Source organism: Sphingomonas sp. ABOLE (genome assembly GCF_003950455.1).
Taxonomy (GTDB): Bacteria; Pseudomonadota; Alphaproteobacteria; order Sphingomonadales; family Sphingomonadaceae; genus Sphingomonas; species Sphingomonas trueperi.
This window is the reverse complement of sequence record NZ_QQWY01000045.1, coordinates 1-24,492: the sequence shown is the minus strand read 5'-3', so window position 1 is coordinate 24,492 and position 24,492 is coordinate 1. Positions and strand designations below refer to the sequence as shown.

The 24,492-nt window shown below is 68.7% G+C and carries 28 protein-coding genes and 1 pseudogene; 17 read left to right on the top strand and 12 right to left on the bottom strand.

Annotated features, from left to right (window positions below):
* Positions 1-8 precede the first annotated feature (8 nt).
* From CA234_RS24685 to CA234_RS20550, 3 genes are all read left to right on the top strand, one after another.
* Positions 9-230 carry a helix-turn-helix transcriptional regulator gene (locus tag CA234_RS24685; RefSeq protein WP_206431263.1) on the top strand — a complete coding sequence of 74 codons (222 nt, stop codon included), beginning with the start codon at positions 9-11 and terminating at the stop codon, positions 228-230.
* Positions 231-368: 138 nt separating this feature from the next.
* A complete protein-coding gene (locus tag CA234_RS24680) occupies positions 369-803 on the top strand; it encodes a DUF4019 domain-containing protein (protein ID WP_206431262.1) in 435 nt (144 codons plus the stop codon).
* A 112-nt stretch (positions 804-915) separates the two neighbouring features.
* Entirely contained in the window at positions 916-2,067 is a 1,152-nt protein-coding gene (locus CA234_RS20550; protein ID WP_126002637.1) for a PAS domain-containing sensor histidine kinase, read from the top strand.
* Here the strand turns inward: CA234_RS20550 and CA234_RS20545 are convergent.
* Together CA234_RS20545 and CA234_RS25285 are read right to left on the bottom strand one after the other, a co-directional pair.
* Positions 2,064-2,699 (bottom strand): DJ-1/PfpI family protein, encoded by a 636-nt coding sequence (locus CA234_RS20545; protein ID WP_126002636.1) that lies wholly within the window; start codon positions 2,697-2,699, stop codon positions 2,064-2,066. The two genes, CA234_RS20550 and CA234_RS20545, sit on opposite strands and share 4 nt — an antisense overlap.
* 85 nt (positions 2,700-2,784) lie before the next feature.
* A complete protein-coding gene (locus CA234_RS25285; protein ID WP_126002635.1) occupies positions 2,785-3,591 on the bottom strand; it encodes a cold-shock protein in 807 nt (268 codons plus the stop codon).
* Positions 3,592-3,935: 344 nt separating this feature from the next.
* Here CA234_RS25285 and CA234_RS20535 point away from each other — a divergent pair, with 344 nt between their 5' ends.
* The 6 genes from CA234_RS20535 (at position 3,936) to CA234_RS20510 (ending at position 9,058) form a co-directional block, all read left to right on the top strand.
* A complete protein-coding gene (locus CA234_RS20535; RefSeq protein ID WP_126002634.1) occupies positions 3,936-4,556 on the top strand; it encodes a ribonuclease D in 621 nt (206 codons plus the stop codon).
* A gap of 53 nt (positions 4,557-4,609) precedes the next feature.
* Positions 4,610-5,254 carry an LPS export ABC transporter periplasmic protein LptC gene (lptC, locus tag CA234_RS20530; protein WP_126002633.1) on the top strand — a complete coding sequence of 215 codons (645 nt, stop codon included), beginning with the start codon at positions 4,610-4,612 and terminating at the stop codon, positions 5,252-5,254.
* Positions 5,254-5,796 carry an LptA/OstA family protein gene (locus CA234_RS20525; RefSeq protein ID WP_125976875.1) on the top strand — a complete coding sequence of 181 codons (543 nt, stop codon included), beginning with the start codon at positions 5,254-5,256 and terminating at the stop codon, positions 5,794-5,796. The genes lptC and CA234_RS20525 overlap by 1 nt, the downstream gene beginning before the upstream one ends.
* A gap of 124 nt (positions 5,797-5,920) precedes the next feature.
* A complete protein-coding gene (gene lptB, locus CA234_RS20520) occupies positions 5,921-6,703 on the top strand; it encodes an LPS export ABC transporter ATP-binding protein (protein WP_125976874.1) in 783 nt (260 codons plus the stop codon).
* A 4-nt stretch (positions 6,704-6,707) separates the two neighbouring features.
* On the top strand, positions 6,708-8,216 hold the full coding sequence (rpoN, locus tag CA234_RS20515; protein ID WP_125976873.1) for an RNA polymerase factor sigma-54: 1,509 nt from the start codon (positions 6,708-6,710) through the stop codon (positions 8,214-8,216).
* Positions 8,216-9,058: an endonuclease/exonuclease/phosphatase family protein gene (locus CA234_RS20510; RefSeq protein WP_126002632.1), complete on the top strand. Its 843-nt coding sequence runs from the start codon at positions 8,216-8,218 to the stop codon at positions 9,056-9,058. Before rpoN ends, CA234_RS20510 begins: the two co-directional genes overlap by 1 nt.
* A gap of 6 nt (positions 9,059-9,064) precedes the next feature.
* On the opposite strand, the gene CA234_RS20505 is transcribed toward CA234_RS20510, so the two are convergent.
* The 3 genes from CA234_RS20505 to CA234_RS20495 all read right to left on the bottom strand — a co-directional run bounded on the left by CA234_RS20505 (position 9,065) and on the right by CA234_RS20495 (position 11,348).
* Positions 9,065-9,532 (bottom strand): hypothetical protein, encoded by a 468-nt coding sequence (locus CA234_RS20505; protein WP_125976872.1) that lies wholly within the window; start codon positions 9,530-9,532, stop codon positions 9,065-9,067.
* Between the two features lie 201 nt (positions 9,533-9,733).
* The gene (locus CA234_RS20500; RefSeq protein WP_125976871.1) at positions 9,734-10,339 is read right to left on the bottom strand and encodes a heme-binding protein; all 606 of its coding nucleotides are present in this window, start codon (positions 10,337-10,339) and stop codon (positions 9,734-9,736) included.
* Positions 10,340-10,352: 13 nt separating this feature from the next.
* Positions 10,353-11,348, bottom strand: a complete 996-nt coding sequence (locus tag CA234_RS20495; RefSeq protein WP_126002631.1) for a ligase-associated DNA damage response exonuclease — start codon at positions 11,346-11,348, stop codon at positions 10,353-10,355.
* A gap of 79 nt (positions 11,349-11,427) precedes the next feature.
* Between CA234_RS20495 and CA234_RS24485 the strand changes: the two genes are divergently transcribed.
* Together CA234_RS24485 and gyrB are read left to right on the top strand one after the other, a co-directional pair.
* Complete coding sequence (locus CA234_RS24485) at positions 11,428-11,601, top strand: hypothetical protein (RefSeq protein WP_164521892.1); 174 nt, start codon at positions 11,428-11,430, stop codon at positions 11,599-11,601.
* Between the two features lie 48 nt (positions 11,602-11,649).
* Positions 11,650-14,142, top strand: a complete 2,493-nt coding sequence (gene gyrB / locus CA234_RS20490) for a DNA topoisomerase (ATP-hydrolyzing) subunit B (protein WP_126002630.1) — start codon at positions 11,650-11,652, stop codon at positions 14,140-14,142.
* A 79-nt stretch (positions 14,143-14,221) separates the two neighbouring features.
* Here the strand turns inward: gyrB and CA234_RS20485 are convergent, their stop codons facing one another.
* Both CA234_RS20485 and CA234_RS20480 read right to left on the bottom strand, forming a co-directional pair.
* Positions 14,222-14,491 carry a hypothetical protein gene (locus CA234_RS20485; protein WP_125976868.1) on the bottom strand — a complete coding sequence of 90 codons (270 nt, stop codon included), beginning with the start codon at positions 14,489-14,491 and terminating at the stop codon, positions 14,222-14,224.
* Complete coding sequence (locus CA234_RS20480) at positions 14,488-14,775, bottom strand: DUF1488 family protein (protein ID WP_125976867.1); 288 nt, start codon at positions 14,773-14,775, stop codon at positions 14,488-14,490. The genes CA234_RS20485 and CA234_RS20480 overlap by 4 nt, the downstream gene beginning before the upstream one ends.
* 159 nt (positions 14,776-14,934) lie before the next feature.
* On the opposite strand from CA234_RS20480, the gene CA234_RS20475 reads away from it, so the two are divergent.
* The gene (locus tag CA234_RS20475; protein ID WP_125976866.1) at positions 14,935-15,669 is read left to right on the top strand and encodes an SDR family NAD(P)-dependent oxidoreductase; all 735 of its coding nucleotides are present in this window, start codon (positions 14,935-14,937) and stop codon (positions 15,667-15,669) included.
* A 37-nt stretch (positions 15,670-15,706) separates the two neighbouring features.
* Positions 15,707-16,966 carry a DUF445 domain-containing protein gene (locus CA234_RS20470; protein ID WP_241213610.1) on the top strand — a complete coding sequence of 420 codons (1,260 nt, stop codon included), beginning with the start codon at positions 15,707-15,709 and terminating at the stop codon, positions 16,964-16,966.
* 187 nt (positions 16,967-17,153) lie between these two features.
* On the opposite strand, the gene CA234_RS20465 is transcribed toward CA234_RS20470, so the two are convergent.
* Positions 17,154-17,372: a hypothetical protein gene (locus CA234_RS20465; RefSeq protein WP_125976865.1), complete on the bottom strand. Its 219-nt coding sequence runs from the start codon at positions 17,370-17,372 to the stop codon at positions 17,154-17,156.
* Positions 17,373-17,410: 38 nt separating this feature from the next.
* Positions 17,411-18,397 carry an SDR family oxidoreductase gene (locus tag CA234_RS20460; protein WP_125976864.1) on the bottom strand — a complete coding sequence of 329 codons (987 nt, stop codon included), beginning with the start codon at positions 18,395-18,397 and terminating at the stop codon, positions 17,411-17,413.
* A 148-nt stretch (positions 18,398-18,545) separates the two neighbouring features.
* Here CA234_RS20460 and CA234_RS20455 point away from each other — a divergent pair, with 148 nt between their 5' ends.
* Complete coding sequence (locus CA234_RS20455; protein WP_126002629.1) at positions 18,546-19,376, top strand: amidohydrolase family protein; 831 nt, start codon at positions 18,546-18,548, stop codon at positions 19,374-19,376.
* A gap of 61 nt (positions 19,377-19,437) precedes the next feature.
* A complete protein-coding gene (locus tag CA234_RS20450; RefSeq protein WP_126002628.1) occupies positions 19,438-20,445 on the top strand; it encodes a zinc-binding alcohol dehydrogenase family protein in 1,008 nt (335 codons plus the stop codon).
* Positions 20,446-20,460: 15 nt separating this feature from the next.
* Here CA234_RS20450 and CA234_RS20445 read toward each other — a convergent pair whose 3' ends face one another.
* Positions 20,461-20,805: an L-rhamnose mutarotase gene (locus tag CA234_RS20445; protein WP_126002627.1), complete on the bottom strand. Its 345-nt coding sequence runs from the start codon at positions 20,803-20,805 to the stop codon at positions 20,461-20,463.
* Positions 20,806-20,935: 130 nt separating this feature from the next.
* Here CA234_RS20445 and CA234_RS20440 point away from each other — a divergent pair, with 130 nt between their 5' ends.
* Positions 20,936-21,979: a LacI family DNA-binding transcriptional regulator gene (locus CA234_RS20440; RefSeq protein WP_125976860.1), complete on the top strand. Its 1,044-nt coding sequence runs from the start codon at positions 20,936-20,938 to the stop codon at positions 21,977-21,979.
* On the opposite strand, the gene CA234_RS20435 is transcribed toward CA234_RS20440, so the two are convergent.
* Complete coding sequence (locus tag CA234_RS20435) at positions 21,976-23,289, bottom strand: sensor histidine kinase (RefSeq protein ID WP_126002626.1); 1,314 nt, start codon at positions 23,287-23,289, stop codon at positions 21,976-21,978. The two genes, CA234_RS20440 and CA234_RS20435, sit on opposite strands and share 4 nt — an antisense overlap.
* Positions 23,286-23,957, bottom strand: a complete 672-nt coding sequence (locus tag CA234_RS20430; RefSeq protein WP_125975778.1) for a response regulator transcription factor — start codon at positions 23,955-23,957, stop codon at positions 23,286-23,288. The genes CA234_RS20435 and CA234_RS20430 overlap by 4 nt, the downstream gene beginning before the upstream one ends.
* A gap of 111 nt (positions 23,958-24,068) precedes the next feature.
* Here CA234_RS20430 and CA234_RS20425 point away from each other — a divergent pair.
* Positions 24,069-24,492 (top strand): annotated as a pseudogene (locus CA234_RS20425) (hypothetical protein); the annotation flags it as partial.

The window sequence follows — 24,492 nt, the reverse complement described above, 5'->3', positions numbered from 1 at the left end:
GAGCGGGCATGGGCATGGGGGACGCATCGCCGCATCCGCGCGACGACAACGCGCTGACCGAGCGCGAGAAGACGACGCTTCGGCTGTTGCTCGCCGGGCACGACGCCAAGTCGATCGCGCGCGAACTCGAGCTTTCGGTGCACACCGTCAACGAGCGGCTGCGCGATGCGCGGCGCAAGCTGGGCGTGGCCAGCAGCCGCGAAGCCGCGCGAAGGCTGGCCGCAAGCTAGGCGGCGGACTCCCAAAAGCTGGGGGACGCGCCGTTCGGGGTGTCGCCGGCACCGGCATCCATGGCTTCTCCCGATCTGCCAGCTGCCCGGCCGCAACCATTGCCCCGGCTCGCCTGGCTCAGTGGAGGAATGCTCATCATGTCGCTGCTCATTGCCGCCGTCGCCGCCGTCGTGCTGCACGCCCCGCCAGCTCCGGCGCCGCAGGCGACCGTTGCTGCGCCGGCCGCCGAGAACGCGCCCGCCAGCCTCGATGCCGCCCTGGCCTGGGTGGCGCTGGTCGACCAGGGCAAATGGCATGAAAGCTGGCAGGCCGCTGCCGGCATGTTCCGCGCCCAGGTTTCCGACGCGCGCTGGGCCGAGATGGTGACGCCGGTCCGAAAGCCGCTGGGCGCGGTGGTTTCGCGCACGTTCGAATCGGTGCTCAAGAGCAAGACGCCGCCCGGGGCGCCCGATGGCGACTATGAAATCCTGAAGTTCCAAACCGCCTTCGCGGACCGACGCGAGTCGGTCGAGACGGTCATGCTCGTGCGGGAAGGCAGCGGCTGGCGCGTGGTCGGGTACTTCATTCGCTGACCGGCGCGCGGGCGCGATTGGACAAGCGCACGCCCGCAACGATAAGACCCTTGGGGAACCGCCTGCACGTCCGCGTCTGCGGTTCGGCGGGGCCGTTCCCCGAGGAGATGTAATGCGGACCAGATCGGGCTTCGAATCCGCGGCATTGTCGGAGCGCTTCAGCGGGCGCGATGCCTTGCTGCGCCGCGTCGCGGGCGATGCGCCCGAAGCCTGGGTTCGCGAGGTTGCCGAGCATACCGCACGCCAAAGCGAGATCTTCGTCGAGCTGATCAACAAATGTCCGTTCGGCATCTATCTCGTCGACGATGCGCTGACGATCGTCGCCATGAACGAGCGGAGCCAGGAGGGCGCGTTTCGGAACGTACGGCCGGTGATCGGCCGTTCGTTCGAGGAAGCGATGCGCATCCTGTGGCCGGTGACGGTGGCGGAGGAGATCGTCGGCCATTTTCGCCATACGCTGGAGACCGGCGAACCCTACCGCTCGAACGCCTTCGTCGAGCCCCGCGCCGATGTCGACCATGTCGAAGGCTATGAGTGGGAACTCCATTCCGCCCGGTTGCCGGGGGGTGGGCGGGGTGTGATCTGCTATTATTTCGATTCCACCGAACTGCGCGATGCACAACGCGCATTGGTCGAGGCTGCGCGGCGCCAGCGCCTGCTGATCGACGAGCTCAACCACCGCGTAAAAAACATGCTGTCGGTGGTGCAATCGCTTGCGCGGCAGACGATCGGCCGCAACCCCGATCCGGCCGCGGCCCAGCTGGCATTCGAGGGGCGGCTGGGGGCACTCGCCCGCGCCCATGACACGCTGACGCGGGTGCATTGGGAAAAGGCCGAGCTGGCCGAGGTGGTCGAAGGCGCGCTCGATTCGTGCGGCGTCACCAATCGCGTGCGCATCGGCGGGCCGACGATATGGCTAGAGCCGCGCATCGCGGTGACCGTGGCGATGGCGCTGCACGAACTCTCCACCAACGCGATCAAATATGGCGCGCTGTCGACCGAGGCCGGCTCTGTCGAATTCCGCTGGCGGGTGGAGGAAGCGCCACGGCGGCTCCTGCTGGAATGGCGCGAACGCGGAGGGGCCGCGGTAACGCCGCCCGCGCGGCGGGGGTTCGGCACGCGCATGCTCGAGCGCGCGCTGGCCGGCGACCTCAAGGCGCAGGTGCGGCTCGATTTCGCGCCGGAAGGGCTGGTCTGCACGATCGAGGCGACGGCACCGGCGCTGTTCGAAGGGCCGGCCGTGCGCGGCGACGGGATCGCCTAAGCCCCGACGAGGCGGGACTCCGCGTTGCTCGCCGCTCCAAGAAAGGGCGTGACGACGTCGAGAACCCGGGCGACCGTCGCTTCCTTTTCGCCGACCGGCGCGACATAGTGGATCGCCTCGCGCGCCGCAGCGAGGGAGCCGCCGCGCGCGAGCATCCAGGCGGCGAGATATTGCGAGGCCAGGCAGCCGCCTGCCGTCGCGACATTGCCATGCGCAACGAAGGGAGCGTCGAGCACCTCGACGCCGGCTTCGATCACCCAAGGCTTGGTGGTGAGGTCGGTGCAGGCGGGCAGGGTGCCGATCAGGCCGAGCTTCGCCAGCAGCAGCGTGCCCGAACATTGCGCGCCGATCAGCTGCCGCGTCGGATCGAGCCGGAGCTGGGCGAGCAGATCGGCATCGGCGGCGATCTCGCGCGTCTTGCTGCCGCTGCCGAGTATCACGGCGTCGGCCTCCGCGGCGAAGGACAGCGGGCGCTGGCGGCGAACCGTCACGCCGTTGAGCGAAGTCGCTTCCTCCGTCGGGCAGGTGATGTGCGCCGCCCAGCCCTGGCTGCGCACCCGGTTGAGGATCGCAGCCGCGACGAAGCTGTCCAACTCGTTGAACCCGTCGAAGGTCAGAACCGCAATCTGCACGCGCGTCTCTCCCGCAGCCGTCTTGCCAAACAAAAAGGCCGAGCGTTGCCGCCCGGCCTCTTCGATCCGTCAGTATCCTTGCGGGTTACTGCTGCGGCGACAGGTTCACCGCCGCGTACTTGCCGCGACGATCGACCTCCAGCTCGAACTCGAGCCGGTCGCCTTCGTTGAGCGTCGGCATGCCGGCGCGCTCGACGGCCGAGATGTGCACGAACGCATCGGGCTGTCCGTCATCGCGCTGGATGAAGCCGAAGCCCTTCATCGCGTTGAAGAACTTGACCGTGCCGGTCGCCTTCTCGCCGGTCAGCTGGCGCTGCGGGCCGCCACGCGGCGCACCGCGATCGCCGCCGAAGCCGCCTGCACCCTGCTCGCGCGGGGCGCGTTCGACGACCTCCATCGGCTCGCCGTCGATCTTCAGCGTGGTCGCCGAGATGCGGCCACCGCGATCGACGAGCGTGAAGCCGAGCGGCTGGCCTTCCGCCAGCGCGGTCAGGCCCGCCTGCTCGACGGCCGAGATGTGCACGAACACGTCTTCACCGCCGTCATCGCGAACGATGAAGCCGAAGCCCTTTTGCGCGTTGAAGAACTTCACCACGCCGGTGCCTTCGCCGATCACCTGCGGGGGCATGCCGCCACCGCCGCCGCCGCGGAAACCACCACCGCCGCCGCCGCCGCCGAAGCCGCCACCGCCGCTGCGGAAGCCGCCGCCGCCGCCGCCGCCGAAGCCGCCACCGCCGCCGCCGAAGCCGCCGCGACCACCGCCACCAAAGCCGCCGCGATCTTCGAAGCCGCCGCCGAAGCCGCCGCCGCCGAAGTTATCGTCGCCGAAACCATCGCGCTTGTCCCTGCCGCGCCCACCGCGCTCGCCGCGACGTCCTCTATCGAAACTCATGCCCTGTTCGTCTTCCCGGTTCGCCCTCAAACTACCAATCAAAACCGAGCGCCGGACGAAAAACGCAGGTCTTACGGCACTAACGTAGTGCCACAGTGCAGGTCATACCCCAAAAAAATCGGGTGCGCGAACGAAAATCGCGCGCATGGCTGCTTTGCGGCAGGAAAGTGTCTGCCACGCCACGGTAGGAGCGTGTACAGCATGCGAAGCGTGCTGTTTTTGCGACCAGCCGGAGGGCTGCCTCGGCCGTAGGCGCGGCCTTATCTCCTCGAATCGTAAATTGCAAAGCCATGCAGGCGCGGCAAAGCATTGAGGTGCGGCGCCAACCCCGCTACGCGGACGCGATGACCGTTCATTTCCATGAAGAAGATCTGCCGGAAGGCGTGTTCGCACCCGGCGCTTCGATCGCCGTTGATACCGAGACGATGGGTCTGATCACCCCGCGTGACCGGCTGTGCCTCGTCCAGCTGTCCGACGGCTCGGGGGACGAGCATCTCGTGCGCTTCGGTCCGCAGTCCAACTATGCCGCGCCCAACCTGCGGGCGGTGCTTGCCGATCCGGAGCGGCTGAAGCTCTATCATTTCGCTCGATTCGATCTGGCAGCGATCCGCTTCTATCTCGGCGTCACCGCAGGTCCGGTCTATTGCACCAAGATCGCCTCGCGGCTGGTGCGCACCTATACCGATCGCCACGGCCTGAAGGATCTGGCACGCGAGTTGGTCGGCGCGGAGATCTCCAAGCAGCAGCAATCGTCGGACTGGGGCGGGCCGGACCTGTCCGATGCGCAGCGCGACTATGCCGCCTCCGACGTGCGCTTCCTCCACGCGATGAAGGTGGAACTCGACAAGCGACTCGAGCGCGAAGGTCGCATGGAAATGGCGCAGGCCTGTTTTGACTTCCTCCCCTGGCGTGCCGAGCTCGACATCGCCGGCTGGCCCGAGGTGGATATCTTCGCCCATGCGTAAATGGACGGATCGAGTGGTTGTCTCGGCCGTTTCGGCTCCCCACAAGGGAGCCTATGTCTGAGATCGCCGCCCGATTGACCACGCAGAACCGCGCCTGGGCCCATCCCGGGAGCAGTCACGATCGTGCCGTGCGAGTCGCCCTGTTGCTGCTGCCGATCCTGATTGGCGCGCTCGCCGCGTTCCTGGTCAGCGCGCCGTTGTTCATGGGTGGTGATGTCAGCTTCGTGCTCGACAAGAAGAAGGTGGCGATGTCGCCCGAGCGGCTGCTGACCTCCGCCGCCGACTATCGCGGCGAGGATTCCAAGGGCCGCCAGTTCGAACTGCATGCAGGCTCGGCGGTGCAGCGCAGCTCGGCCGAACCGGTGGTGCAGCTGAATCAGCTGAGCGCTCGACTGAATCTCACCGACGGCCCGGCGACCCTGGTGGCCAACAAGGGTCGCTACATGCTCAACACCGATCAGATGCTGATCGACGGGCCGATTCGCTTCCAGACGAGCGACGGCTATGTTCTGAACACCAACGATGCGACGATCGACCTGAAGACGCGCCAGCTGGAAAGCGGCGGGGCGGTGACCGGCAACACGCCCACCGGCACCTTCCGCGCCGATCATCTGCGCGCCGATCTCGACAAGAGGCTGATCACCCTCGAAGGCAATGCGCACTTGCGGATGACGCCGAAGCCGGCAAGGAGGCCCTGATGACTCGCGCTTTCGCTCCGCTCGCCCTCGGGCTGCCGCTGCTGCTCGCCACCGTACCCGCCGCTGCGCAGGCCCGGCACGATTCGAATGCGCCGATCGACTTCGATGCGAAGAACATCCAGCTCGACGACAAGGCCAGCCGGGCGATCCTGAGCGGCAACGTCGTCATCAAGCAGTCGGACATGACGCTGCGGGCGGCGCGGGTGACCGTGGCCTATAGCGGCAGCGCGCTCAATGGCTCGCCCCAGGCCTCGCGGCTCGATGCGTCGGGCGGGGTGACGGTGCAGCGGCCGAACCAGACCGCGCGTTCCAGCTATGCGGTGTATGACGTCGATCGGCGGATCATCACGATGATCGGCAACGTCACGCTGCAGCAGGCGGGGTCCAACGTCGCCAATGCGGCGGGCCCGCGGCTGACGATCAACCTCGACACCAGCCGCGCTACCTTCGGCGGATCGACGGCGGGCCCGAGCACCCAGAATTCTGGCGGCCGCGTGACCGGCCGCTTCTCCGTGCCCAATCGCGACGCGCCGAAGCAGTAAGCCGGGCAATGCCACGGTACGCCGTGCACTGTCTTCCCTTCGCGCGCGTTATCATGCAGGAACCTTGCCAAGCGGCCGCGCGCTTGGCGGCGACCCTCACAGCGTTTACCTTGCAGGAGCCGTCATGACCGACGTCGCCATCGCCGCCCCCGAAAGCTCCGCCCCCGATCCCGTGCCGCTGCCCGATCGCGGCCTCGCGGTCGTCTCGATCGCCAAGTCGTATGACAAGCGCGCGGTGCTGACCGACGTTTCGGTGTCGGTGGGGCGCGGGGAAGTGGTGGGTCTGCTCGGGCCGAACGGCGCGGGCAAGACGACCTGCTTCTATTCGGTGATGGGGCTGGTGAAGCCGGACAGCGGCCGCATCATGCTCGACGGCGAGGACATCACCCGCCTGCCGATGTACCGCCGCGCGATCCTCGGCCTCGGTTATCTGCCGCAGGAAACCTCGATCTTCCGCGGCCTGAGCGTCGAGAAGAACATCGCCGCGGTGCTCGAACTCGCGGAGCCCGACCGCACGGTGCGCGAGGCAAGGCTCGAGGAACTGCTCGACGAGTTCGGCCTCACCCGCTTGCGCACCTCGCCGGCGATGGCGCTGTCGGGCGGCGAGCGGCGCCGCGCCGAAATCGCCCGTGCATTGGCGGCCAACCCGACGATCATCCTGCTCGACGAGCCGTTCGCCGGCATCGACCCGATCTCGATCAGCGACATTCGCGACTTGGTGAAGCAGCTCAAGCAGCGCGGCATCGGCGTGCTGATCACCGACCACAACGTTCGTGAGACGCTCGAAATCGTCGATCGCGGCTATATCATCTATGACGGCCGCGTGCTGTTCGCCGGTTCGCCCGACGATCTGGTGCGCGACGAGAATGTCCGCCGCCTCTATCTCGGCGAGAGCTTCTCGCTCTGATGCGATGAGTCTCGCGCCACGCCTCGATCTGCGCCAGTCGCAATCGCTGGTGATGACGCCGCAGCTCCAGCAGGCGATCAAGCTGCTGGCGCTGTCGAATCTCGAGATCGAGACCTTCATCGCCGAGGAGGTCGAGCGCAACCCGCTGCTCGACGCGCAGGGCGGGGACGACGGTGGCCCGCCCGAGCCTATGGACAGCAGCGAAGATTTCGAGCCGCGCGACGGCCCTGCCGATACGAGCGAACTTATCCTCGGCGGCGGCGAAGCGAGCGGGGAAGCTGCGCTCGACGTCGATCTTGCGACCGAAGCCTTCCACCATGATTCGGCCAGCGACATGATCGGCGGGCTGGATGGCGGCCTGGGCATGAACGGCGTGAGCGGCGGCGGATCGGAGGACGGGCCTGATCTGGACAGCCTTGGCACCAGCGACCTCAGCCTCGCTGATCATCTGCTGGCGCAGACGGGCTCGAGCGTCTCGGGTCCCGACCTGTTCATCGCCCAGCATCTGATCGACCAGATCGACGAGTGCGGCTATCTCACCGTGCCGCTGCGCGAGATCGCCGAACGGCTGGGCGTGCCGCTCGCCCGCGTCGAGGAGGTGCTGGGCGTGATCCAGACCTTCGATCCCACCGGCGTGGGCGCGCGCGACCTCGCCGAATGTCTCGCGCTCCAGGCCAAGGAGGCCGATCGCTACGATCCGTGCATGGCGCGCCTGATCGACAATCTCGAACTGGTCGCGCGCGGCGACCTCGCGCGGCTGCGGCGGATCTGCAATGTCGACGACGAGGATCTCGCCGACATGATCCGCGAACTGCGCAATTACGATCCCAAGCCCGGCTGCCGCTATGGCGGCGATCCCGTGCCGGCGGTGACGCCCGATATCTTCGTCGCGCGGCGCGGCACTGGCTGGGCGGTGGAGATCAACGCGGCGACGCTGCCCCGGCTGCTGGTCAACCGCGCCTATTATGCCGAGGTTTCGGGCGGCAAGCAGGACAAGGCGAGCAAGGCCTGGCTGACGGACATGCTCGCCAGCGCCAACTGGCTGGTCAAGGCGCTCGACCAGCGCCAGCGTACGATCATCAAGGTGGCGAGCGAGATTGTGAAGCAGCAGGAGGGCTTCTTCCTCAAGGGTGTCGCGCACCTCCGCCCGCTGACGCTGCGCCAGGTGGCCGACGCGATCGAGATGCATGAATCGACCGTCAGCCGGGTGACCAGCAACAAATATCTCAGCTGCGCGCGTGGTCTCTTCGAACTGAAATATTTCTTCACTAGCGCGATCCAGTCGGCGGATGGCGGCGAGGCGGTGTCGGCCGAGGCGGTGAAGAGCGCGATCAAGGCGCTGATCGCCGCCGAGGACCCGAAGAAAATTCTTTCGGACGACACGCTCGTGGAAATGCTCAATGCGAAGGGCTTCGATATCGCCCGCCGCACGGTCGCGAAATATCGCGAGGCGATGGGCATTGGCAGCTCGGTACAACGCCGGCGCCAGAAGGCACTCGAAGGAGCGGGTTGATGATGCGGGTTTGGGGTGTGGTGGCGGCGCTTGCCGCGATGCTGGCGTGCGCGCCGGCGCTGGCGCAGGGTGCGCCCGAACTGACGGTGATGAGCCTCAACATCCGCATGCCCAGCGACGGCGACGGCGCCAACCTATGGGAGAAGCGCCGCGACCTCACCTTCGCGACGATCCGCGCAGCGGGCCCGGACCTGATCGGCACGCAGGAGCTGTTCCAGCGCCAGGGCGACGATGTCGTGAAGGCGCTGCCGCAGTACAGCTGGTTCGGCACCGACCGCTATGGCGGCCACAAGGACGAGCACATGGGCATCTTCTACCGGCGCGACCGGCTGAAGATCGTCGAGCAGGGCCAGTTCTGGCTCTCCGACACACCCGACGTGCCCGGCAGCATCACCTGGGGGCACCCGCTGCCGCGCATGGTGAACTGGGCGACGTTCGAGACCCGCGATGGCCACCGCTTCCGCTTCTACGACACGCATTTCCCCTATCGCGACGAGGACGAGGCTGCCCGGACCCGCGGTGCGCAGCTGCTGTCCGATCGGATCGCGGCGGGTCCGAAGGATCTGCCGGTGATCGTCACCGGCGACTTCAACACCACCGCCGACAGGCCCGCGCATGGCGTGCTGACCAAGGCGCTCGCCGACGCCTGGCTGGGCGGCGCGCCGCGTCAGGGGCCCGATTTCACCTTCCATGGCTTCACCGGCAAGGGCGATCGCCGAATCGACTGGATCCTGACGCGCGGCTTCGCGGTCGAGCGGATCGCGACGGTCGATACGCATCGCGGCGAGGTGTACCCGAGCGACCATTATCCGGTCGTCGCCCGGGTTCGCTTCGCGCGCTGAGCGGGCTCAGCCGCCGGGGCGCAGGCCGCCTTCCACCAGCATCATCGTGATGCTGCCCATGTCGGTATATTGCAGCACCCCGGCGAGCGTGCCGACCACGTTCGGGTCCTGCGCCAGGTCCATCAGCGCGACGCGCCCGAGCGCGGTGAAGCTGTTCTGCAGCGCGCCGGGATCGCGCTTCATCCGGTCCATCGCCTCCGCGCGGCAGTCGCGGGTGACGAGGCGGGTGATCAGCTGACCGGCCTGCTGGCTGGCCTGGACGCGGCGACCTTCGTCGACCTTGACCATGTCGCGCACCGCGGCGCTCTGCGCGACGGCGGCAAACACCCAGCGGATCAGCACGTCGCGATCGGCGCGGCTGGTGCGCGCGCGGAGGCACTCGCCGAACGGGTCGCGCGCCTGCGCCTGCGCGGAGGCGGGGGCGAGGAACGAAGCGAAGGCCGCAGCGGCGGCGAGGAGCGGGCGAATCGTCATGGGGCTCCAGTAGGAAAGCGCCGCGGCAAGATCACGGCAGAAGTGGAAGGCTATCGCGACCCACCCGCCGTCATCCCGGCGAAAGCCGGGATCCATTGGGGCCTCCGGATCGGCTCCTGCTGTGAGCGAGAGGCGACTGGATCCCGGCTTTCGCCGGGATGACGGCGGAGAGGCAGCAGGCGGCTTCCCGCCGCCCCCAGGTTACAGCGCGATCAGCACTTCGTTGCGGCGCAGCGGCCCCGGGATGAACGGCGAGTTGTAGAAGGCATATTCCACCGCGCCGCCATTGATCCCCTTGGCCGCGAGCCAGCTGCGCAGCTCCGCCTCGCGCTTCTCCAGCGCCGTATCGTCGGGCGCGCCCGCGAAGCGCAGCACGGCCACGCGTCGCGCCGGGCGGGTGGCCAGGTCGACATTGTCCGAGGGCTTGGGCAGCGTCGCCAGCGTGAACTTGGACGGCATGACGAACTGCGTCCGCCAGCTGGCATCCTGCTTGGCGCTGAGCACCGGCGCGGTCATCGAAATCTTCTCGCCGCCGCTGCCGCCATTGTCGCCGCGGCGCTTGGCGAAGATATAGTCGGCGAGGCGCGAGAAGCCCGCAGTCAGCGCCGCCTCACGGGTGCCGATCGCGCGGGTTTCCGCCACCACCAGCTCGGGATAATCGCGGATCTCGAAGGCGCCGTCCTTTTCCACCAGCGTGAAGGGCGGCTGCTCGCTCGCCTTCTCGAACGCGTAATAGGCGGCCGCCCCCGCGACCACCGCACCGCCCAGCAGGCCGCCCACCCAGGCCCAGGTCTTGCCCTTCGCCATCACGAAATCTCCCTCAATCGTCTTCGTCCTCGAACCCGGCGAGATCGAGCGCACGGGCGCGTATCTGCCGGAGCCGGCACCAATGTACCAGCGCATCTTCGCGGCCATGGGTCACCCACACTTCGCGCGGCGCCAGTTCCTCGATGGTGCGGGTCAGCTCGTCCCAATCGGCATGGTCGGAAAGGATCAGCGGCAGCTCGACATTGCGCTGCCGCGCGCGCTGGCGGACGCGCATCCAGCCGCTCGCCATCGCGGTGATCGGATCGGGAAGCCGCCGCGACCAGCGATCGTTGAGCGCGCCCGGCGGGCAGAGGATGATCCGCCCCTCCAGTTCCTTCTTCGCGACCCCGGTGGCCGGGCGCAGCTCGCCCAGCGCCACGCCATGCTCGACATAGAGATCGCACAGCGCCTGGAGCGCCCCGTGGAGATAGATCGGATCGTCGAACCCCATTGCGCGCAATTCGGCGATCACCCGCTGCGCCTTGCCGAGCGCGTAGGCGCCGACGAGCACGCAGCGCTCGGGCTCGGTGCGCAGCGCCGTCAGCAGCTTGTCGATCTCGTCCGTCGTCTCGGGGTGGCGGAATACCGGCAGCCCGAAGGTCGCCTCGGTGATGAACACGTCGCACTTCACCGGTTGGAAGGGCGTGCACGTCGGATCCGGTCGACGCTTGTAGTCACCCGATACGACGATCCGTTCACCGGCGTGATCGAGCACCACCTGCGCCGATCCCAGCACATGGCCAGCGGGGACGAAGCCCACCTCGATCGGACCGAGCTTGATGCTCTCGCCGTAGTGCACCGGCCGCCCGTTCTGCGGCCCATAGCGCGCCGCCATGATCGCCAGCGTGCCCGGCGTCGCCCACACCTCGCCATGCCCGCCGCGGGCGTGATCGGCATGTCCGTGGGTGATGATCGCGCGCTCCACGGGCTTGGACGGATCGATCCACGCATCCGCCGCCGGAAGATAGATCCCGCAAGGATCGGGGGTAAGCCAGCTGCCGAGCGCCATGCGTCGCGATATGGGGGTACGTGGGCGGATCGAAAGGGGCACGGGCTTCGTTGACCCGGGCAAAATGGAGAGAGATGCCATGGACTTGTCCAGCATGCAGGGCCTGATGGTGATCGTCGGCCCGATCGTCCTTGCGGCCGCGCTCATCTGGGCGATCGTCCGCAACCGCACGTCGAAGCGCCAGCGCGACGAAACCGAAGACGCGACCCGCCGCAATTACGACGATCACGACGCGGCGGATCGCAAGCGCTAACCCTCCATTTTGCTTCCGTTCCGTGCCTCGAATCCCTATATCCTCGGCATGGCAGACACTCCGAAGACGAACGATCCCAACGCCAACGAGTACGGCGCAGATTCCATCAAGGTTCTCAAGGGCCTCGACGCGGTCCGCAAGCGCCCCGGCATGTATATCGGCGATACCGACGACGGTTCGGGCCTCCACCACATGGTGTTCGAGGTTTCCGACAACGCGATCGACGAGGCGCTGGCGGGCCATTGCGACCTGATCCAGATCACGCTGAATGCCGACGGATCGGTTTCGGTCGAGGATAACGGCCGCGGCATCCCCACGGGCATCCACTCCGAAGAGGGCGTATCCGCCGCCGAAGTGATCATGACCCAGCTCCACGCGGGCGGCAAGTTCGAGAACACGTCGGACAGCAATGCCTACAAGGTTTCGGGCGGCCTGCACGGCGTGGGCGTGTCGGTCGTGAACGCGCTCAGCGAGTGGCTGGACCTCAACATCTGGCGCGACGGCGAGGAGCATTACATGCGCTTCCGCCACGGCGATGCCGAGGCGCCGCTCAAGGTGATCGGCCCGGCCAACGGCAAGAAGGGCACGCGCGTGACCTTCCTCGCCAGCCCGGAGACGTTCAAGATTACCGAATATGATTTCGAGAAGCTCGAGCATCGCTACCGCGAGCTCGCCTTCCTCAATTCGGGCGTGCGGCTGTTCCTGCGCGACGCGCGGCACGAGGAAGTGAAGGAAATCGAGCTGTTCTACGAGGGCGGCATCGCCGCATTCGTGAAGTATCTCGATCGCAACAAGGTCGCGCTGATGCCCGATCCGGTGGCGATCAGCGGCACCCGCGACGACGTGACGATCGACGTCGCGCTGGAGTGGAACGACAGCTACTATGAAAACGTCCTCTGCTTCACCAACAACATCCCGCAGCGCGACGGCGGCACCCACCTCGCGGCGTTCCGCGCGGCGCTGACCCGCACGCTCAACGGCTATGCCGACAAGTCGGGCATGCTGAAGAAGGAGAAGGTCAGCCTCACCGGCGACGACATGCGCGAGGGCCTGACCGCGATCGTCTCGGTCAAGCTGCCGGACCCCAAGTTCAGCAGCCAGACCAAGGACAAGCTGGTCTCCTCCGAAGTGCGCCAGCCGCTCGAAAGCCTGATGGCGGACAAGCTGGCCGAGTGGCTGGAGGAGAATCCCGCGGTCGCGAAGCAGATCATCCAGAAGGTGATCGACGCCGCCGCCGCGCGCGAGGCCGCCAAGCGCGCCCGCGAGCTCACCCGCCGCAAGGGCGTGATGGACATCGCCAGCCTGCCCGGCAAGCTCGCCGACTGCCAGGAGCGCGATCCCGCCAAGTCCGAACTCTTCTTCGTCGAGGGTGACTCGGCCGGCGGATCGGCCAAGCAGGGCCGCGACCGCCACTTCCAGGCGATCCTTCCCCTGCGCGGCAAGATCCTCAACGTCGAGCGTGCGCGCTTCGACCGGATGCTCGCCAGCCGCGAAATCGGCACGATCATCACCGCGCTGGGCACCGGCATCCGCGACGATTTCAACATCGAGAAGCTGCGCTACCACAAGATCGTCATCATGACCGACGCCGACGTGGACGGCGCGCACATCCGCACGCTGCTGCTGACCTTCTTCTACCGCCAGATGCCCGAGATCATCACCAACGGGCACCTCTATATCGCCCAGCCGCCGCTCTATAAGGCGACCAAGGGCCGCTCGGAGGTGTACCTCAAGGACGATGCGGCACTCGACCAGTATCTGGTCGATGCCGGCGTGGGCGGCACGGTGCTCGACACCAATGGCAGCCAGCGTTCGGGCGAGGACCTGCGGACTTTGGTCGAGCATGCCCGTCGCATGCGTACCCTCATGCGCTACGTGCCGCGCCGCTATGATCCGATGATCATCGAATCGCTGGCGCTGGGCGGCGCGCTCGATCCGTCGGTGAGCCGCGAGCGGCACGCCGAGGAGCTGAAGACCGTCGTCCACCGGCTCGACGCGGCCGACACCGAAGCCCGGTGGAGCGCGCGCATCACCGAGGATGGCGGCTATCATTTCGAGCGGCTGTGGCGCGGTGTGACCGACCACCATATCGTCGAGGCGAGCTTCCTCGTCTCCGCCGAGGCGCGCAAGCTGCACACGCTGGCGAGCGAGCAGGCGGCGGCGTATCTCACGCCGTCGAAGCTCGTGTCGAACAAGGGCCTCGCGACCGAGGTGGATGCGCCCGTGCCGGAGGAGGAGGCTCCCGTCGCCGTCGGCAAGGGCGAGAGCCTGGTGTCGCGCCCGTCGCAGCTGCTCGACGCGATCCTCGCCTTCGGGCGCAAGGGGCTGGCCATCCAGCGCTACAAGGGCCTCGGCGAGATGAATGCGGAGCAGCTGTGGGAGACCACGCTCGATCCGCAGAACCGCTCGATGCTGCAGGTGGCGATCGACCAGGCCGACGTCGCCGACGCGATCTTCACCCAGCTGATGGGCGACGTGGTCGAGCCGCGCCGCGACTTCATCCAGGAGAATGCGCTCAGCGTCGCCAATCTCGACGTCTGATCGCTCGTCCGGCCGCGGGAGCTTCCGCACCGCCAAGTGGGGCAGTTGCAATCTTCAACTGCCCCACTTGGCGGGAGGCTCAGTCGGCAATGCGCTCCGCGAGCGCCGCGATGCCTTCGCCTTCGAAGCGATTCAGTGCCGCGCCATCGATATGCACCGGATGGTCGAGGAGCAGCACCGCATGCGCCCGGTGGTCCGGATCCAGCTCGCGCCACGCGCGCACCGCCTCGCCCAGATTGGTGACCTCGGCGATGTCGCCGCCGCTGCGCACGACATTCTCCAGCGCCGCGCTCATCGTCCAGTCGATCGGCGGATTCTTGGCGTCGTCGCCCCAGCGTGCTTCGGTCATGCCTGTGCCTCCTGGTCGAGGTCGTTTTCGCTGATCACGATGATCGGCCGGTCCGGGCCGTTGGCAAGCGCGGTGAGGGCGGCCTGTGCGATCGGGTCGCGGTAGCGGCGAAAGCTGTCCTCGGCGTCGCCGTCGGGCTGGCTGCCGCGCAGCGCCTCGATCACGCTGTACTGCACCGCGAACTGATAGTTCTCGCCGTCGACCCGGCCGTCGAACTCCACCTGGCGATCGTCAAGATTGTCGAAGAGGGTGGTGTCGTCGATTTCCAGCTGCTGTGCGGCCATTTCCAATACTCCATCGCTCGGGGATCGAAACGGCACGAGCATGGGCGCGGTTCCGCGCGGCCGGTGGCTCCGCCGCGGTTGCTGCGCTCCTCGCAAAAAGCTGATCCAAACCGCCCCGGCGCGCGTATAGACAGGCGAAACGTCATTCCAGGAGTTGCCATGCCCACCGTACTCATCACCGGCGCGACCGCCGGGATCGGCGAAGCTTCGGTCCGCGCCTTTGCCGATGCCGGCTGGCATGTCGTGGCCACCGGTCGCCGCGCCGATCGGCTGGAGAAGCTGGCCGGCGAGCGCGTCCATACCCTTGCCTTCGACATCCGCGACGACGCCGCGCGCGATGCGGCGCTGGACAGCCTGCCCGCGCCCTTTTCCGCAATCGACCTGCTGATCAACAATGCCGGTCTCGCGCTCGGCCTGGAGCCCGCGCAGCAGGCGTCGCTCGATAACTGGCGGACGATGATCGACACCAACGTCACCGCGCTGGTCTCGATCACCCACAAGCTGCTGCCGGGGCTGGTCGCGCGCAAGGGCGGGATCATCAACCTCTCGTCGGTGGCGGCAACCTATCCCTATCCGGGCGGCAACGTCTACGGCGCGACCAAGGCGTTCGTCCGCCAGTTCACGCTCAACCTGCGCGCCGACCTGATCGGCACCGGCGTGCGCGTCACCTCGATCGAGCCGGGCATGGTCGAGACCGAGTTCACGCTGGTCCGCACCGGCAGCCAGGATGCTTCGGACAAGGTCTATGCCGGCGTCAATCCGATGACCGCCGAGGACATTGCCGAGACGATGCTGTGGGTGGCGACGCTGCCGCCGCACTTCGCGGTCAATACGCTGGAGCTGATGCCGGTCAACCAGGCGAACGGCCCGTTTGCGGTGCATCGCGAAGGCTGAGCGGAGCGCGCACGGTCATCGCAGCGTTGCACCGGTCATGAGCCTTACCCCCCGACTCCGCAGCGACCCTCCGCCCGCCGGCCTGCGCCGGATGCGGATGGTCGCCACCGGGCTGCTGCTGGCGATGGCGGCGCTGTTCCTCGCCGCCCGCCATTTCCAGGGGCTGCACCCCGCACTGCCCTTCGTCCGCGCCTTTGCCGAGGCGGCGATGGTCGGTGGCTTGGCTGACTGGTTCGCGGTCACCGCGCTGTTCCGCCACCCGCTCCACCTGCCGATCCCGCACACCGCGATCATCCCGCGCAACAAGGATCGGATTGCCGAGACGCTCGGCCAGTTCCTTCGCGCCAATTTCCTGATCCCGCGCGTGGTGGCGCGGCGGATGCAGCGGCTGGATGTGGCGGGCGCGGCCGGGCGCTGGCTCGCGGCGCCGTCGCACGGCACCGGCCGGATCGGCGCGGGTGCGTCGCGGCTGGCGGCGAACATCCTCGAATCGCTCGACCAGGAGCGGCTCGGCGGCATGGTGAAGGGGGCGATCGCCGGCCGTTTGCGCGCGATCGACGTCGCGCCTTTGTTCGGCCAGGCGCTGGCGGCGGCGATCGCCAATGGCCGCCATTTGCCGCTGCTCGATTCGATGACGCGCGGCGCGGCGCGCATCCTGGAGGCGAACGAGCATCTGATCCGCGAGATGGTCCACGCCCGCGCCGGATCGGTAATGCGCTGGACCGGGCTCGACGAGACGCTGGCGACCAAGATCATCGAGGGCCTGAAGAAGCTCATCGACGAGATGGCGGAGGACCCCGCGCATCCCGTCCGCGCCAAGGTAGAGGAGGGGCTGGAGAGCCTCGCCGATCGCCTCCAGCACGATCCCGAGCTGCAGGCGAAGGTGGAGAGCTTCAAGCTCGAGATGCTGGAGAATGAAGGCTTCCAGCGCTGGGTGGAAGGGCTGTGGGAGCAGAGCCGCGGCGCGATGCTGCGGCTGGCGCGCGATCCCGAGCGGGCGTTGGGCGGCCGGATGGGCGAGGCGCTGCGCCAGTTCGGCGGCACGCTGCAGACCGACGCGAAGCTCGCGCGGACGATCAACCGCTTCGTGCGGCGCGCGGCGGTGGGCGCGGCGTCGGACTATGGCGACGGCATCGTCCGGCTGGTCTCCGACACGATCCGCGGCTGGGATGCGCAGACGGTCACCTCGCGGCTGGAGAATGCGGTGGGGCGCGACCTGCAATATATCCGGATCAACGGCACGGTGGTCGGCGGGCTGGTCGGCGTGGCAATCCACGCGGTGGATGTGGTGCTGTAGCCGATCATAAGCCCCTCCTCCTTGGAGGAGGGGTTTGGGGGTGGAGGGATTCCAGAACCTCCGTTGGTCTCGGCGAGACACTGCCCCACCCCATCCCCGCATCAGGTGAACAGCGCCCCGCGCTGTTCGGGCGCTGCCGGGGGCAGTGCCGACCTGATGCGCCTAAAGGGGGAGGGGCTAAGGGGCGCTACGACGGATGCGCCTCGGCCTCCGCGTCATCCCCCGCTTCCGGGGGAAGCTGCTCCGTCTCGACAAACGGATCTTCCTCCCCCGTCATCGGGATGCCGTCCGGGTCCTCGCCGGCCAGCGCATCCACCCGCCCGTCGCGCGGCGGGGCGCTCTGGGCGTCGACGGCATGGGCATGGCGTTCGGTCTCGGTACGGTCGCGCATCGGATTGGTCGTCATGGGCATTCCTCTCTCAACGGCGAGGCGACGAACATAGTCTAGCTTGGTTCCGCTCGCGATGCCCGACGCCGGAGCAGCGCCGCGCCGCCCAGCGCCAGCAGCGTGCCGCTCGCGAGCAGCAGCGGCAGGCGCCGCGTCACCGGCTGGCGGAAGCCGCCGTCGATGCGAGGGGCATCGCCCGGCGGCTGGAACAGATTGCCCGAGGTGACGGCCGCTGACCGGGCCTGGGCGAAATAGCCTTCGAACCATCGATCGACGATCTTGAGGCTCAGTGTGGGTGCCAGCGCATGGCCGATCCGCGCCGCCCAGGTTTGCGCGCCGACGATGGTGGTGGCGCGGGGGTGATCGGCGAGCCGTACCACCGCTGCCGCCACTCGCCGCGGATCGACCAGCGGCAGCGGCGGACGGATCGCCTTGCCGGTATAGTTGGCCGGATGGGCCAGCGCAGGCGTGTCGACCAGCGCCGGATAGACGTCGCAGATATGGATGTGCGGGTGCGCCGCCTGTTCGGCGCGCAGCGCCTCGGACAGACCCTTCAACCCGAACTTGCTCGCCGAATAGGCGGCGGCCAGCGGCGCGGCGGCGAAACCGACCATCGAGATCATGTTGACGAACACGCCCCGGCCCTGGCGCTGGAAGATCGGCAGCACCGCGTGCGCCTCGTAGAGATGGCCGAGCAGGTTGGATCGCAGCACCTGTTCGTGCGCCTCGATCGGCACCTCCTCGAACCGGCCGACCGCGCCGACGCCGACATTCGCGAACCACAGGTCGATCGTACCGCCGAATGCTCGCGCCTGTTCGGCCAGCGCCAGCACTGCGGTGTAGTCGCCGACGTCCGTGGGGACTACCGCCACCGCCGCGCCGCGCGCGCGTAACGCGCCGGCAAGCGCTTCCAGCGCCGCGGCCTCGCGTGCGGCGAGCACCAGCCGCCAGCCGCGTTCGGCGAAGAGTTCGGCGGTGGCGCGGCCGATACCGCTGGAGGCGCCGGTAATGACGGCGGTGCGGGGGGATTGTCTGTTCGCCATGGACGGTCTCCGGGGCAGAAGGTGCGGGCGACGCCGCTCGCTGGACCAACCGGATTGCGGGGCAGGAGTTGCAAGCCTTTCAAAACAACGCCTTGGCGTGCCGATCCGCGCGCTTTCCGAAAAGCACTGCGCTGGGCTATGCAGCGGCATGCGGATCGATGCCCATCACCATCTCTGGCACTACACCCCCGAAGCGTTTGGCTGGATCGAACCCGGCAGCGCCATCGCGCGCGACTTCGACCCCGACGATCTGGCCCGCGCGATGCAGGCGGCCTGCATCGACCATGCGATTGCCGTGCAGGCCCGGCAGAGCGACGCGGAAACCGCCTTCCTCCTCGACTGCGCCGCACGCCAGCCGCGGATCGCGGGCGTGGTCGGCTGGATCGATCTGCGCGCGCCCGACATCGCCGACCGGATCGCCGCGCGCCAGGCCGGGCCGATCCTCGGCTATCGCCACGTTGTACAGGACGAGCCCGATGCCGATTTCCTGTTGGGCGATGCGTTCGTGGCCGGCATCCGCGCGGTGCTGGCAGCCGGGCTAAGCTATGACGTGCTGGTCAACGCCGCGCAACTCGGCACCGTGCCTGCCTTTCTCGACCGGGTTGGCGAGGGCCGGCTGATCCTCGACCATGCCGCCAAGCCCAACATCGCCGCGGGCGCCTGGCAGCCCTGGGCCGAACAGACCGCCGCCGCCGCACGCTGCCCGAACCTGTGCTGCAAGGTCTCCGGCCTGATCACCGAGGCCGCGCGCGACTGGCAGCCGGACGACTTCGAGCGTTATCTCGACCACGTCTTCGCCTGCTTCGGCCCCGATCGCATCCTCTGGGGGTCGGACTGGCCGGTCTGCGAGCTCGCCGGCCGTTATGCCGATACGCATGATCTCATCGCCCGCTACGTCGCGCGTCATTGCCCGGCAGCGGAAGCGGCGGTGTTCGGCGGCAATGCGGTCCGCGCCTATGCGCTGGAGCTTGGTGCTTAGGAAAACCGGCTTGCATATATGCGAACGCTCATGGCAGGGGCTGGGGCAGGAGACCCATGCCATGCGTACCATCCTCTGCAACGCGCCGTTCGAACTGACCCAAGTGCAGCGCGAGGCGCCCACGCCCGGCTCGGGCGAGGTGCTGATCCGCATCCACCGCGTCGGGCTGTGCGGCACCGACTATCACATCTTCGCCGGCCGCCACCCGTTCCTCCAGTACCCGCGGGTGATGGGGCACGAGTTGGGCGGCGAAGTGGTCGCGCTGGGCGAGGGCACCACGCGCGCGCTCGGGCAGACGGTCGCGATCAACCCATACCTCGCCTGTGGCCACTGCGTCGCCTGCCGAAAGGGCAAGCCCAATGCCTGCGTCAACATTCGCGTGCTCGGCGTCCACAGCGACGGCGGCATGGCGGATCTGCTGGTGGTGCCGGAGAGCGCGGTGTTCGATGCCGAGGGGCTGAGCGTCGACCAGGCGGCGATGATCGAGTTCCTCGCGATCGGCGCGCATGCCGTGTCGCGCGTGCCCAAGGACGGCGAGGGGCGGATGCTGGTGGTCGGCGCCGGCCCGATCGGCATCGCCAGCGCGCTGTTCGCGCGGCTCGACGGGTTCGACGTCACCCTGGTCGACCAGCGGGCCCAGCGTCTTGCGTTCGCGCGCGACCAGCTGGGTCTCGACGGCGAAGTCGCCGACGAAGGTCTGGCGGAACGCCTCTCTGCGCGCACCGACGGCGACGGCTTCGACGTGGTGATCGACGCCACCGGCTCGCTCCCCGCGATGCGCCGCAGCCTCGACTTCGTCGGCCATGGCGGCGCGCTGCTGCTGGTCGGCGTCGCGCCGGGCGACCTCAGCTTCGCCGACCCCGAATTCCACAAGCGCGAGGCGGTGCTGATCGCCAGCCGCAACGCGCTCGCGAAGGATTTCCAGCGGGTGATCGCCGCGATCCGCTCGGGCGACGTGCCCACCGGCAAGCTGCACACTCACAGCGTCGATGCGGACGACCTGCCCCAGCGCTTGCCTGCGCTGATCGAAGAGGCTGATCATGTGCTGAAGGCGATCGTCGCCTTCTGACGGCGTGCTCGCCGGTCAGGGCTGGTCGGCGAGCGCGAAGATCTGTTCGGTGGGCACCCATTTCACGCCCGGTTCGGCAAAGGCGAGCCGGCGCTGGAAGCCGTCCATCAGCGTTTCCCAGGCCTGGACGTCGGGATCGGCGTCGTCGCGGGCGCGCTTGGCCTCGGGATCGAAGCTGGGGCCGGTTTCCATCACCATCACCAGCCGGTCGCCGGCGTGCCAGATCTCCATCGCCTCGATGCCGGCGTCGCGGATCGACTGGGTGACCGCGGCCGGCGGCCCGCCCGGGCGGTGCCAGTGGCGATAGGCGGCGATCGCCTCGGGATCGTCGTTCAGGTCGAGCAGCAGGACGTGTCGCATCGGGGAACCCTCTCCTTGATGGAGCCTGCATAGCCGCGCGTTCCCCTGGCACAAGCCGGCGCTGCATCGCGGCTTTTCCGATCCGCCCGTATCGCGTACGTCCTGCCGAAATCGGGGCAGGGAGAGAAACGTGGCGAAGGCGGGCAAGCCGGTGCAGGGGGCGACGATCATCGACGTGGCGGCGAAGGCGGGCGTCTCCGCCATGACCGTGTCGCGGGTGATCAACGGCCGCAGCGGGGTGAGCGCCGCGACGCGCGAGGCGGTGGAACAGGCGATCGCCGAGCTCAGTTACGTCCCCAATGTCGCCGCGCGCAGCCTGGTCACCTCGGCGGAGCTGCGCATCGGCGTGGTCTATTCCAACCCCAGCGCCGCCTTCATGAGCGAACTGCTGACCGGCGTGTTCGAAGAAGCCTCGACCTGGGGCGCGCGGCTGGTGCTGCTCAAGGGTGATGGCGGCCGTCCGCCGGCGGAAGCGGAACTGGCCCGCTTTGCGGCCTCGGGCCTCTCGGGCATCCTGCTCGCGCCGCCGCTCGGCGAGGCGCCGGTGGTGCTGCGGGCGCTGAAGGGCGCCGGCGTGCCGGTCGCGGCGATCGGCGCCTATCGCGTGCCCGGCGCCACCTGCGTGCGGATCGACGACCGCCGCGCCGCCTATGAGATGACCCGCCATCTGCTCGATCTCGGCCACCGCCGGCTCGGCTTCGTCATGGGCAATCCCGACCAGGCGGCGAGCGCCGAGCGCCGTGCCGGGGTGGAGGATGCGATGCGCGATTTCCCCGATGCGGGCGTGCAGCTGGTGCAGGGCGACTTCAGCTATGCCTCGGGCCTCGCGGCGGGCGAGGAACTGCTCGACGGGCCTGCGCCGCCCACCGCGGTGTTCGCCAGCAACGACGACATGGCGGCGGCGATCGTCTCGGTCGCGCACCGCCGCCAGCTCGACGTGCCGCGCCAGCTCACCGTGGTCGGCTTCGACGATACGACCGCGGCGGTAACGCTATGGCCGCCGCTCACCACCATCCACCAGCCGGTCCGCCGCCTCGCCGCCGAGGCGCTGGCGCTGGTGGCGGACGAAGCGCGCGGCGCCTCCGCCAAGACGCGGACCCGCCGCGATCGCGTCCTGGAGCATGAAATCGTCAAGCGCAGCTCGACCGCCGCGCCGCCGAGGGGTGATCGCTAGGCTGTCGCACCGTCGGGGCAGGTAAGCCGCACCCGCAGGCCGCCGAGCGGGCTTTCTTCGAGCGTCATCGTGCCACCGTATAGCGCCACCAGATCGCGGACGATCGCGAGGCCGAACCCGTCGCCGGCGGGGCCTTCGTCGAGCCGCACGCCCCGCTGCAGCACCTGTTCGCGGCGTTCGAGAGGGATGCCGGGGCCGTCATCGTCGATCGTGAGGGCGATGCGGTCCGGCGCCTCGGCAGCGCTCGATACGACGACCGTGCGGCGGGCATGCCGCGCGGCGTTGTCGAGCAGATTGCCGAGGATCTCCGCCAGGTCGTGCGCGTCGGTCGCGATCCGCGCGTCCGCCGCGATCTCCAGCCGCATCGCCGTGCCGGGGTAGAGCGTGCCCAGCACGCCTGCCACATCGCGTGCGACCGGCGCGATGGCGGTGCTCGCCCGCCGGTTCACCGCGGCGGCGCGGGCGCGGGCGAGGGTGTGGCGGATCACGCCTTCGATCCGGCGAACCTGCGTGGCTTCGGGGGTGTCGGGCGCGACGGTGAGCGCCAGCGTCGCAACGGGGGTCTTCAGCGCATGGGCGAGGTTGGCCGCCGATTGTCGCGCCGCCGCGAGCGTGGCGGCATTGGCGGCGGCAAGGGCGTTGAGTTCGGCGGCGAGCGGCTGCAGCTCGGCCGGCTGCGCCTCGTCCACCGCCGCGCGCTCGCCGCGGCGGATCGCGCCGATCTGGGCGACCAGCGCCGCCAGCGGTCGCAAGGCGAAGCGCAACTGCACCCAGGCGGCGATGGCGAAGATCAGCGCCAGCGCCACGATCACGCTGGCGAGCGGCACCAGCGCATCGCGGATCGGCCGGCCGATCACACGGCCGGGGGCGGCGGCGGTCAGTGTCACCGGGCCCGCGCTGCTCTCCACGACGAGGCGGCGGGCATGGATGCGGCCCTTGGCATCCTCGCCGTCGAGCGGCGCGGGGGGCCGTGGCCCGTGCGCGATGTCGACGGGGCCGGGGAAGGGGGAGCGCAGCGTGGGGAAATCGGCGCTCCCCACGGTCTCGCGTGGACCTTCGATCCGCCAGCGCCAGCCCGGCCCGGCGGCAAGGGCGCCCTCTCGCGCCGCCAGCCGCTCACGATCGACGCTGCCGTCGCCCCGCACCGCGCTGGCCAGCACCGCCAGCTGCGCGTCGAGCCGCTGGTCGACCCCGCCGGTCACCACCCGGTCGAGTACGCCCGCCATGGTCCAGCCGGCGAGCCCCAGCGCCACCAAGGTGACCAGCGCCGACAGCACTAGCATCCGGGTGCGCAGCGACCAGCGCGTCATGCGGGCTGCGCGCCGCAGGTCAGCCGATAGCCGCGGCCGCGCACCGTCTCGATCCGCTCGGCGCCAATCTTGCGGCGCAGCCGACCGATGATCACCTCGAGGCTGTTCGAATCGACATCGGCATCGCCTTCATAGACGCGCTCGAGCAGGTCGAGCCGCTCGATCACCACCTCGCGGCGCAGGATCAGCTGCGACAGCACCCGCCATTCGAACGCAGTGAGCTTGAGCGGCAGCCCGTCCAGCTCGAACTGGCCGGTCTGGCTCTCGAAGGCGAGCGGGCCGCACTCTATTCGCGTCTGGGCATGGCCCGCGGCGCGGCGGACTAGCGCGCGCAGCCGCATCATCAGCTCCTCGAGGCGGAACGGCTTGGTCAGATAGTCGTCGGCACCGGCCTTGAACGCCGCCACCTTGTCCGCCCAGGCCTCGCGCGCGGTGAGCACCAGCACGGGCAGCGCACGCCCGTTCGCCCGCCAGGCGGCCAGGATCTCGGCGCCGGTTTTGCCCGGCAGGCCGAGATCGAGCACCGCCGCGTCATAGGTTTCGGTCTCGCCGAGATGCTGCGCGTCGACGCCGTCGGCGGCGAGATCGACCGCGCAATGCTCCGCCCGCAACGCCCGCGCGATGGCGGGGCCGAGATCGGGGTCGTCTTCCACCAGCAGGATCCGCATGCGTGTCGCCTAGCTTCCGGGCCTAAACCGAAACTGAACCGCAAGGTTCAGCGGGGGTCGGGTGCGACTCGCTAGACCGGCGCCATCGAACACCCAAGAGGAGTTGATGGAATGACCGATTGGAAGAACACGCTGCCGCGCAATCGGCTGGCCGTGGCGGCCGCCGCGCTGCTGGCGCTGGGTGCCGCGGGCGGCGCGGGCGCGGTGCAGCTCACCCGCCCGACCGTGGAGATGGCGCCCACCGTGCCGACCGCGGTCGCCAGGCTTGCGCAGACCAGCGGCATCGTGACCGTGAAGGGGCGCGTCGCCGAGACCTATGGCGATCGCTTCGTGCTGCAGGATGGTTCGGGACGGACGCTGGTCGATGCGGGCCGGGGTGCGGCCGACGTCCAGTCCGGCGCGGCGCTGACGGTGCAGGGACGCTATCTCGATGGCCAGCTGCACGCGTCGTACCTCGTCGACGGGCAGGGCAATGTCCGGGCCGTAGGCGCCCCGCCGCCCCCGCCGGGTGGCCCGCATCGACCAGCGTCCGTCC

Bases quoted from the DNA above. Each gene is read 5' to 3' on its own strand.
- CA234_RS24485 (WP_164521892.1), top strand. From the start codon at position 11,428: ATGGACTTGTCCAGCATGCAGGGCCTGATGGTGATCGTCGGCCCGATC.
- CA234_RS20470 (WP_241213610.1), top strand. From the start codon at position 15,707: ATGAGCCTTACCCCCCGACTCCGCAGCGACCCTCCGCCCGCCGGCCTG.
- CA234_RS20450 (WP_126002628.1), top strand. From the start codon at position 19,438: ATGCGTACCATCCTCTGCAACGCGCCGTTCGAACTGACCCAAGTGCAG.
- CA234_RS20525 (WP_125976875.1), top strand. From the start codon at position 5,254: ATGACTCGCGCTTTCGCTCCGCTCGCCCTCGGGCTGCCGCTGCTGCTC.
- CA234_RS20495 (WP_126002631.1), bottom strand. From the start codon at position 11,348: ATGGCGCTCGGCAGCTGGCTTACCCCCGATCCTTGCGGGATCTATCTT.
- CA234_RS20455 (WP_126002629.1), top strand. From the start codon at position 18,546: ATGCGGATCGATGCCCATCACCATCTCTGGCACTACACCCCCGAAGCG.
- CA234_RS25285 (WP_126002635.1), bottom strand. From the start codon at position 3,591: ATGAGTTTCGATAGAGGACGTCGCGGCGAGCGCGGTGGGCGCGGCAGG.
- CA234_RS20505 (WP_125976872.1), bottom strand. From the start codon at position 9,532: ATGACGATTCGCCCGCTCCTCGCCGCCGCTGCGGCCTTCGCTTCGTTC.
- CA234_RS20445 (WP_126002627.1), bottom strand. From the start codon at position 20,805: ATGCGACACGTCCTGCTGCTCGACCTGAACGACGATCCCGAGGCGATC.
- CA234_RS20480 (WP_125976867.1), bottom strand. From the start codon at position 14,775: ATGGCCGCACAGCAGCTGGAAATCGACGACACCACCCTCTTCGACAAT.
- CA234_RS20475 (WP_125976866.1), top strand. From the start codon at position 14,935: ATGCCCACCGTACTCATCACCGGCGCGACCGCCGGGATCGGCGAAGCT.
- CA234_RS24685 (WP_206431263.1), top strand. From the start codon at position 9: ATGGGCATGGGGGACGCATCGCCGCATCCGCGCGACGACAACGCGCTG.
- CA234_RS20550 (WP_126002637.1), top strand. From the start codon at position 916: ATGCGGACCAGATCGGGCTTCGAATCCGCGGCATTGTCGGAGCGCTTC.
- CA234_RS20435 (WP_126002626.1), bottom strand. From the start codon at position 23,289: ATGACGCGCTGGTCGCTGCGCACCCGGATGCTAGTGCTGTCGGCGCTG.
- lptB (WP_125976874.1), top strand. From the start codon at position 5,921: ATGACCGACGTCGCCATCGCCGCCCCCGAAAGCTCCGCCCCCGATCCC.
- CA234_RS20535 (WP_126002634.1), top strand. From the start codon at position 3,936: ATGACCGTTCATTTCCATGAAGAAGATCTGCCGGAAGGCGTGTTCGCA.
- CA234_RS20430 (WP_125975778.1), bottom strand. From the start codon at position 23,957: ATGCGGATCCTGCTGGTGGAAGACGACCCCGATCTCGGCCCCGCCATC.
- CA234_RS20460 (WP_125976864.1), bottom strand. From the start codon at position 18,397: ATGGCGAACAGACAATCCCCCCGCACCGCCGTCATTACCGGCGCCTCC.
- CA234_RS20510 (WP_126002632.1), top strand. From the start codon at position 8,216: ATGATGCGGGTTTGGGGTGTGGTGGCGGCGCTTGCCGCGATGCTGGCG.
- CA234_RS20485 (WP_125976868.1), bottom strand. From the start codon at position 14,491: ATGACCGAAGCACGCTGGGGCGACGACGCCAAGAATCCGCCGATCGAC.
- CA234_RS24680 (WP_206431262.1), top strand. From the start codon at position 369: ATGTCGCTGCTCATTGCCGCCGTCGCCGCCGTCGTGCTGCACGCCCCG.
- rpoN (WP_125976873.1), top strand. From the start codon at position 6,708: ATGAGTCTCGCGCCACGCCTCGATCTGCGCCAGTCGCAATCGCTGGTG.
- CA234_RS20500 (WP_125976871.1), bottom strand. From the start codon at position 10,339: ATGGCGAAGGGCAAGACCTGGGCCTGGGTGGGCGGCCTGCTGGGCGGT.
- CA234_RS20465 (WP_125976865.1), bottom strand. From the start codon at position 17,372: ATGACGACCAATCCGATGCGCGACCGTACCGAGACCGAACGCCATGCC.
- gyrB (WP_126002630.1), top strand. From the start codon at position 11,650: ATGGCAGACACTCCGAAGACGAACGATCCCAACGCCAACGAGTACGGC.
- lptC (WP_126002633.1), top strand. From the start codon at position 4,610: ATGTCTGAGATCGCCGCCCGATTGACCACGCAGAACCGCGCCTGGGCC.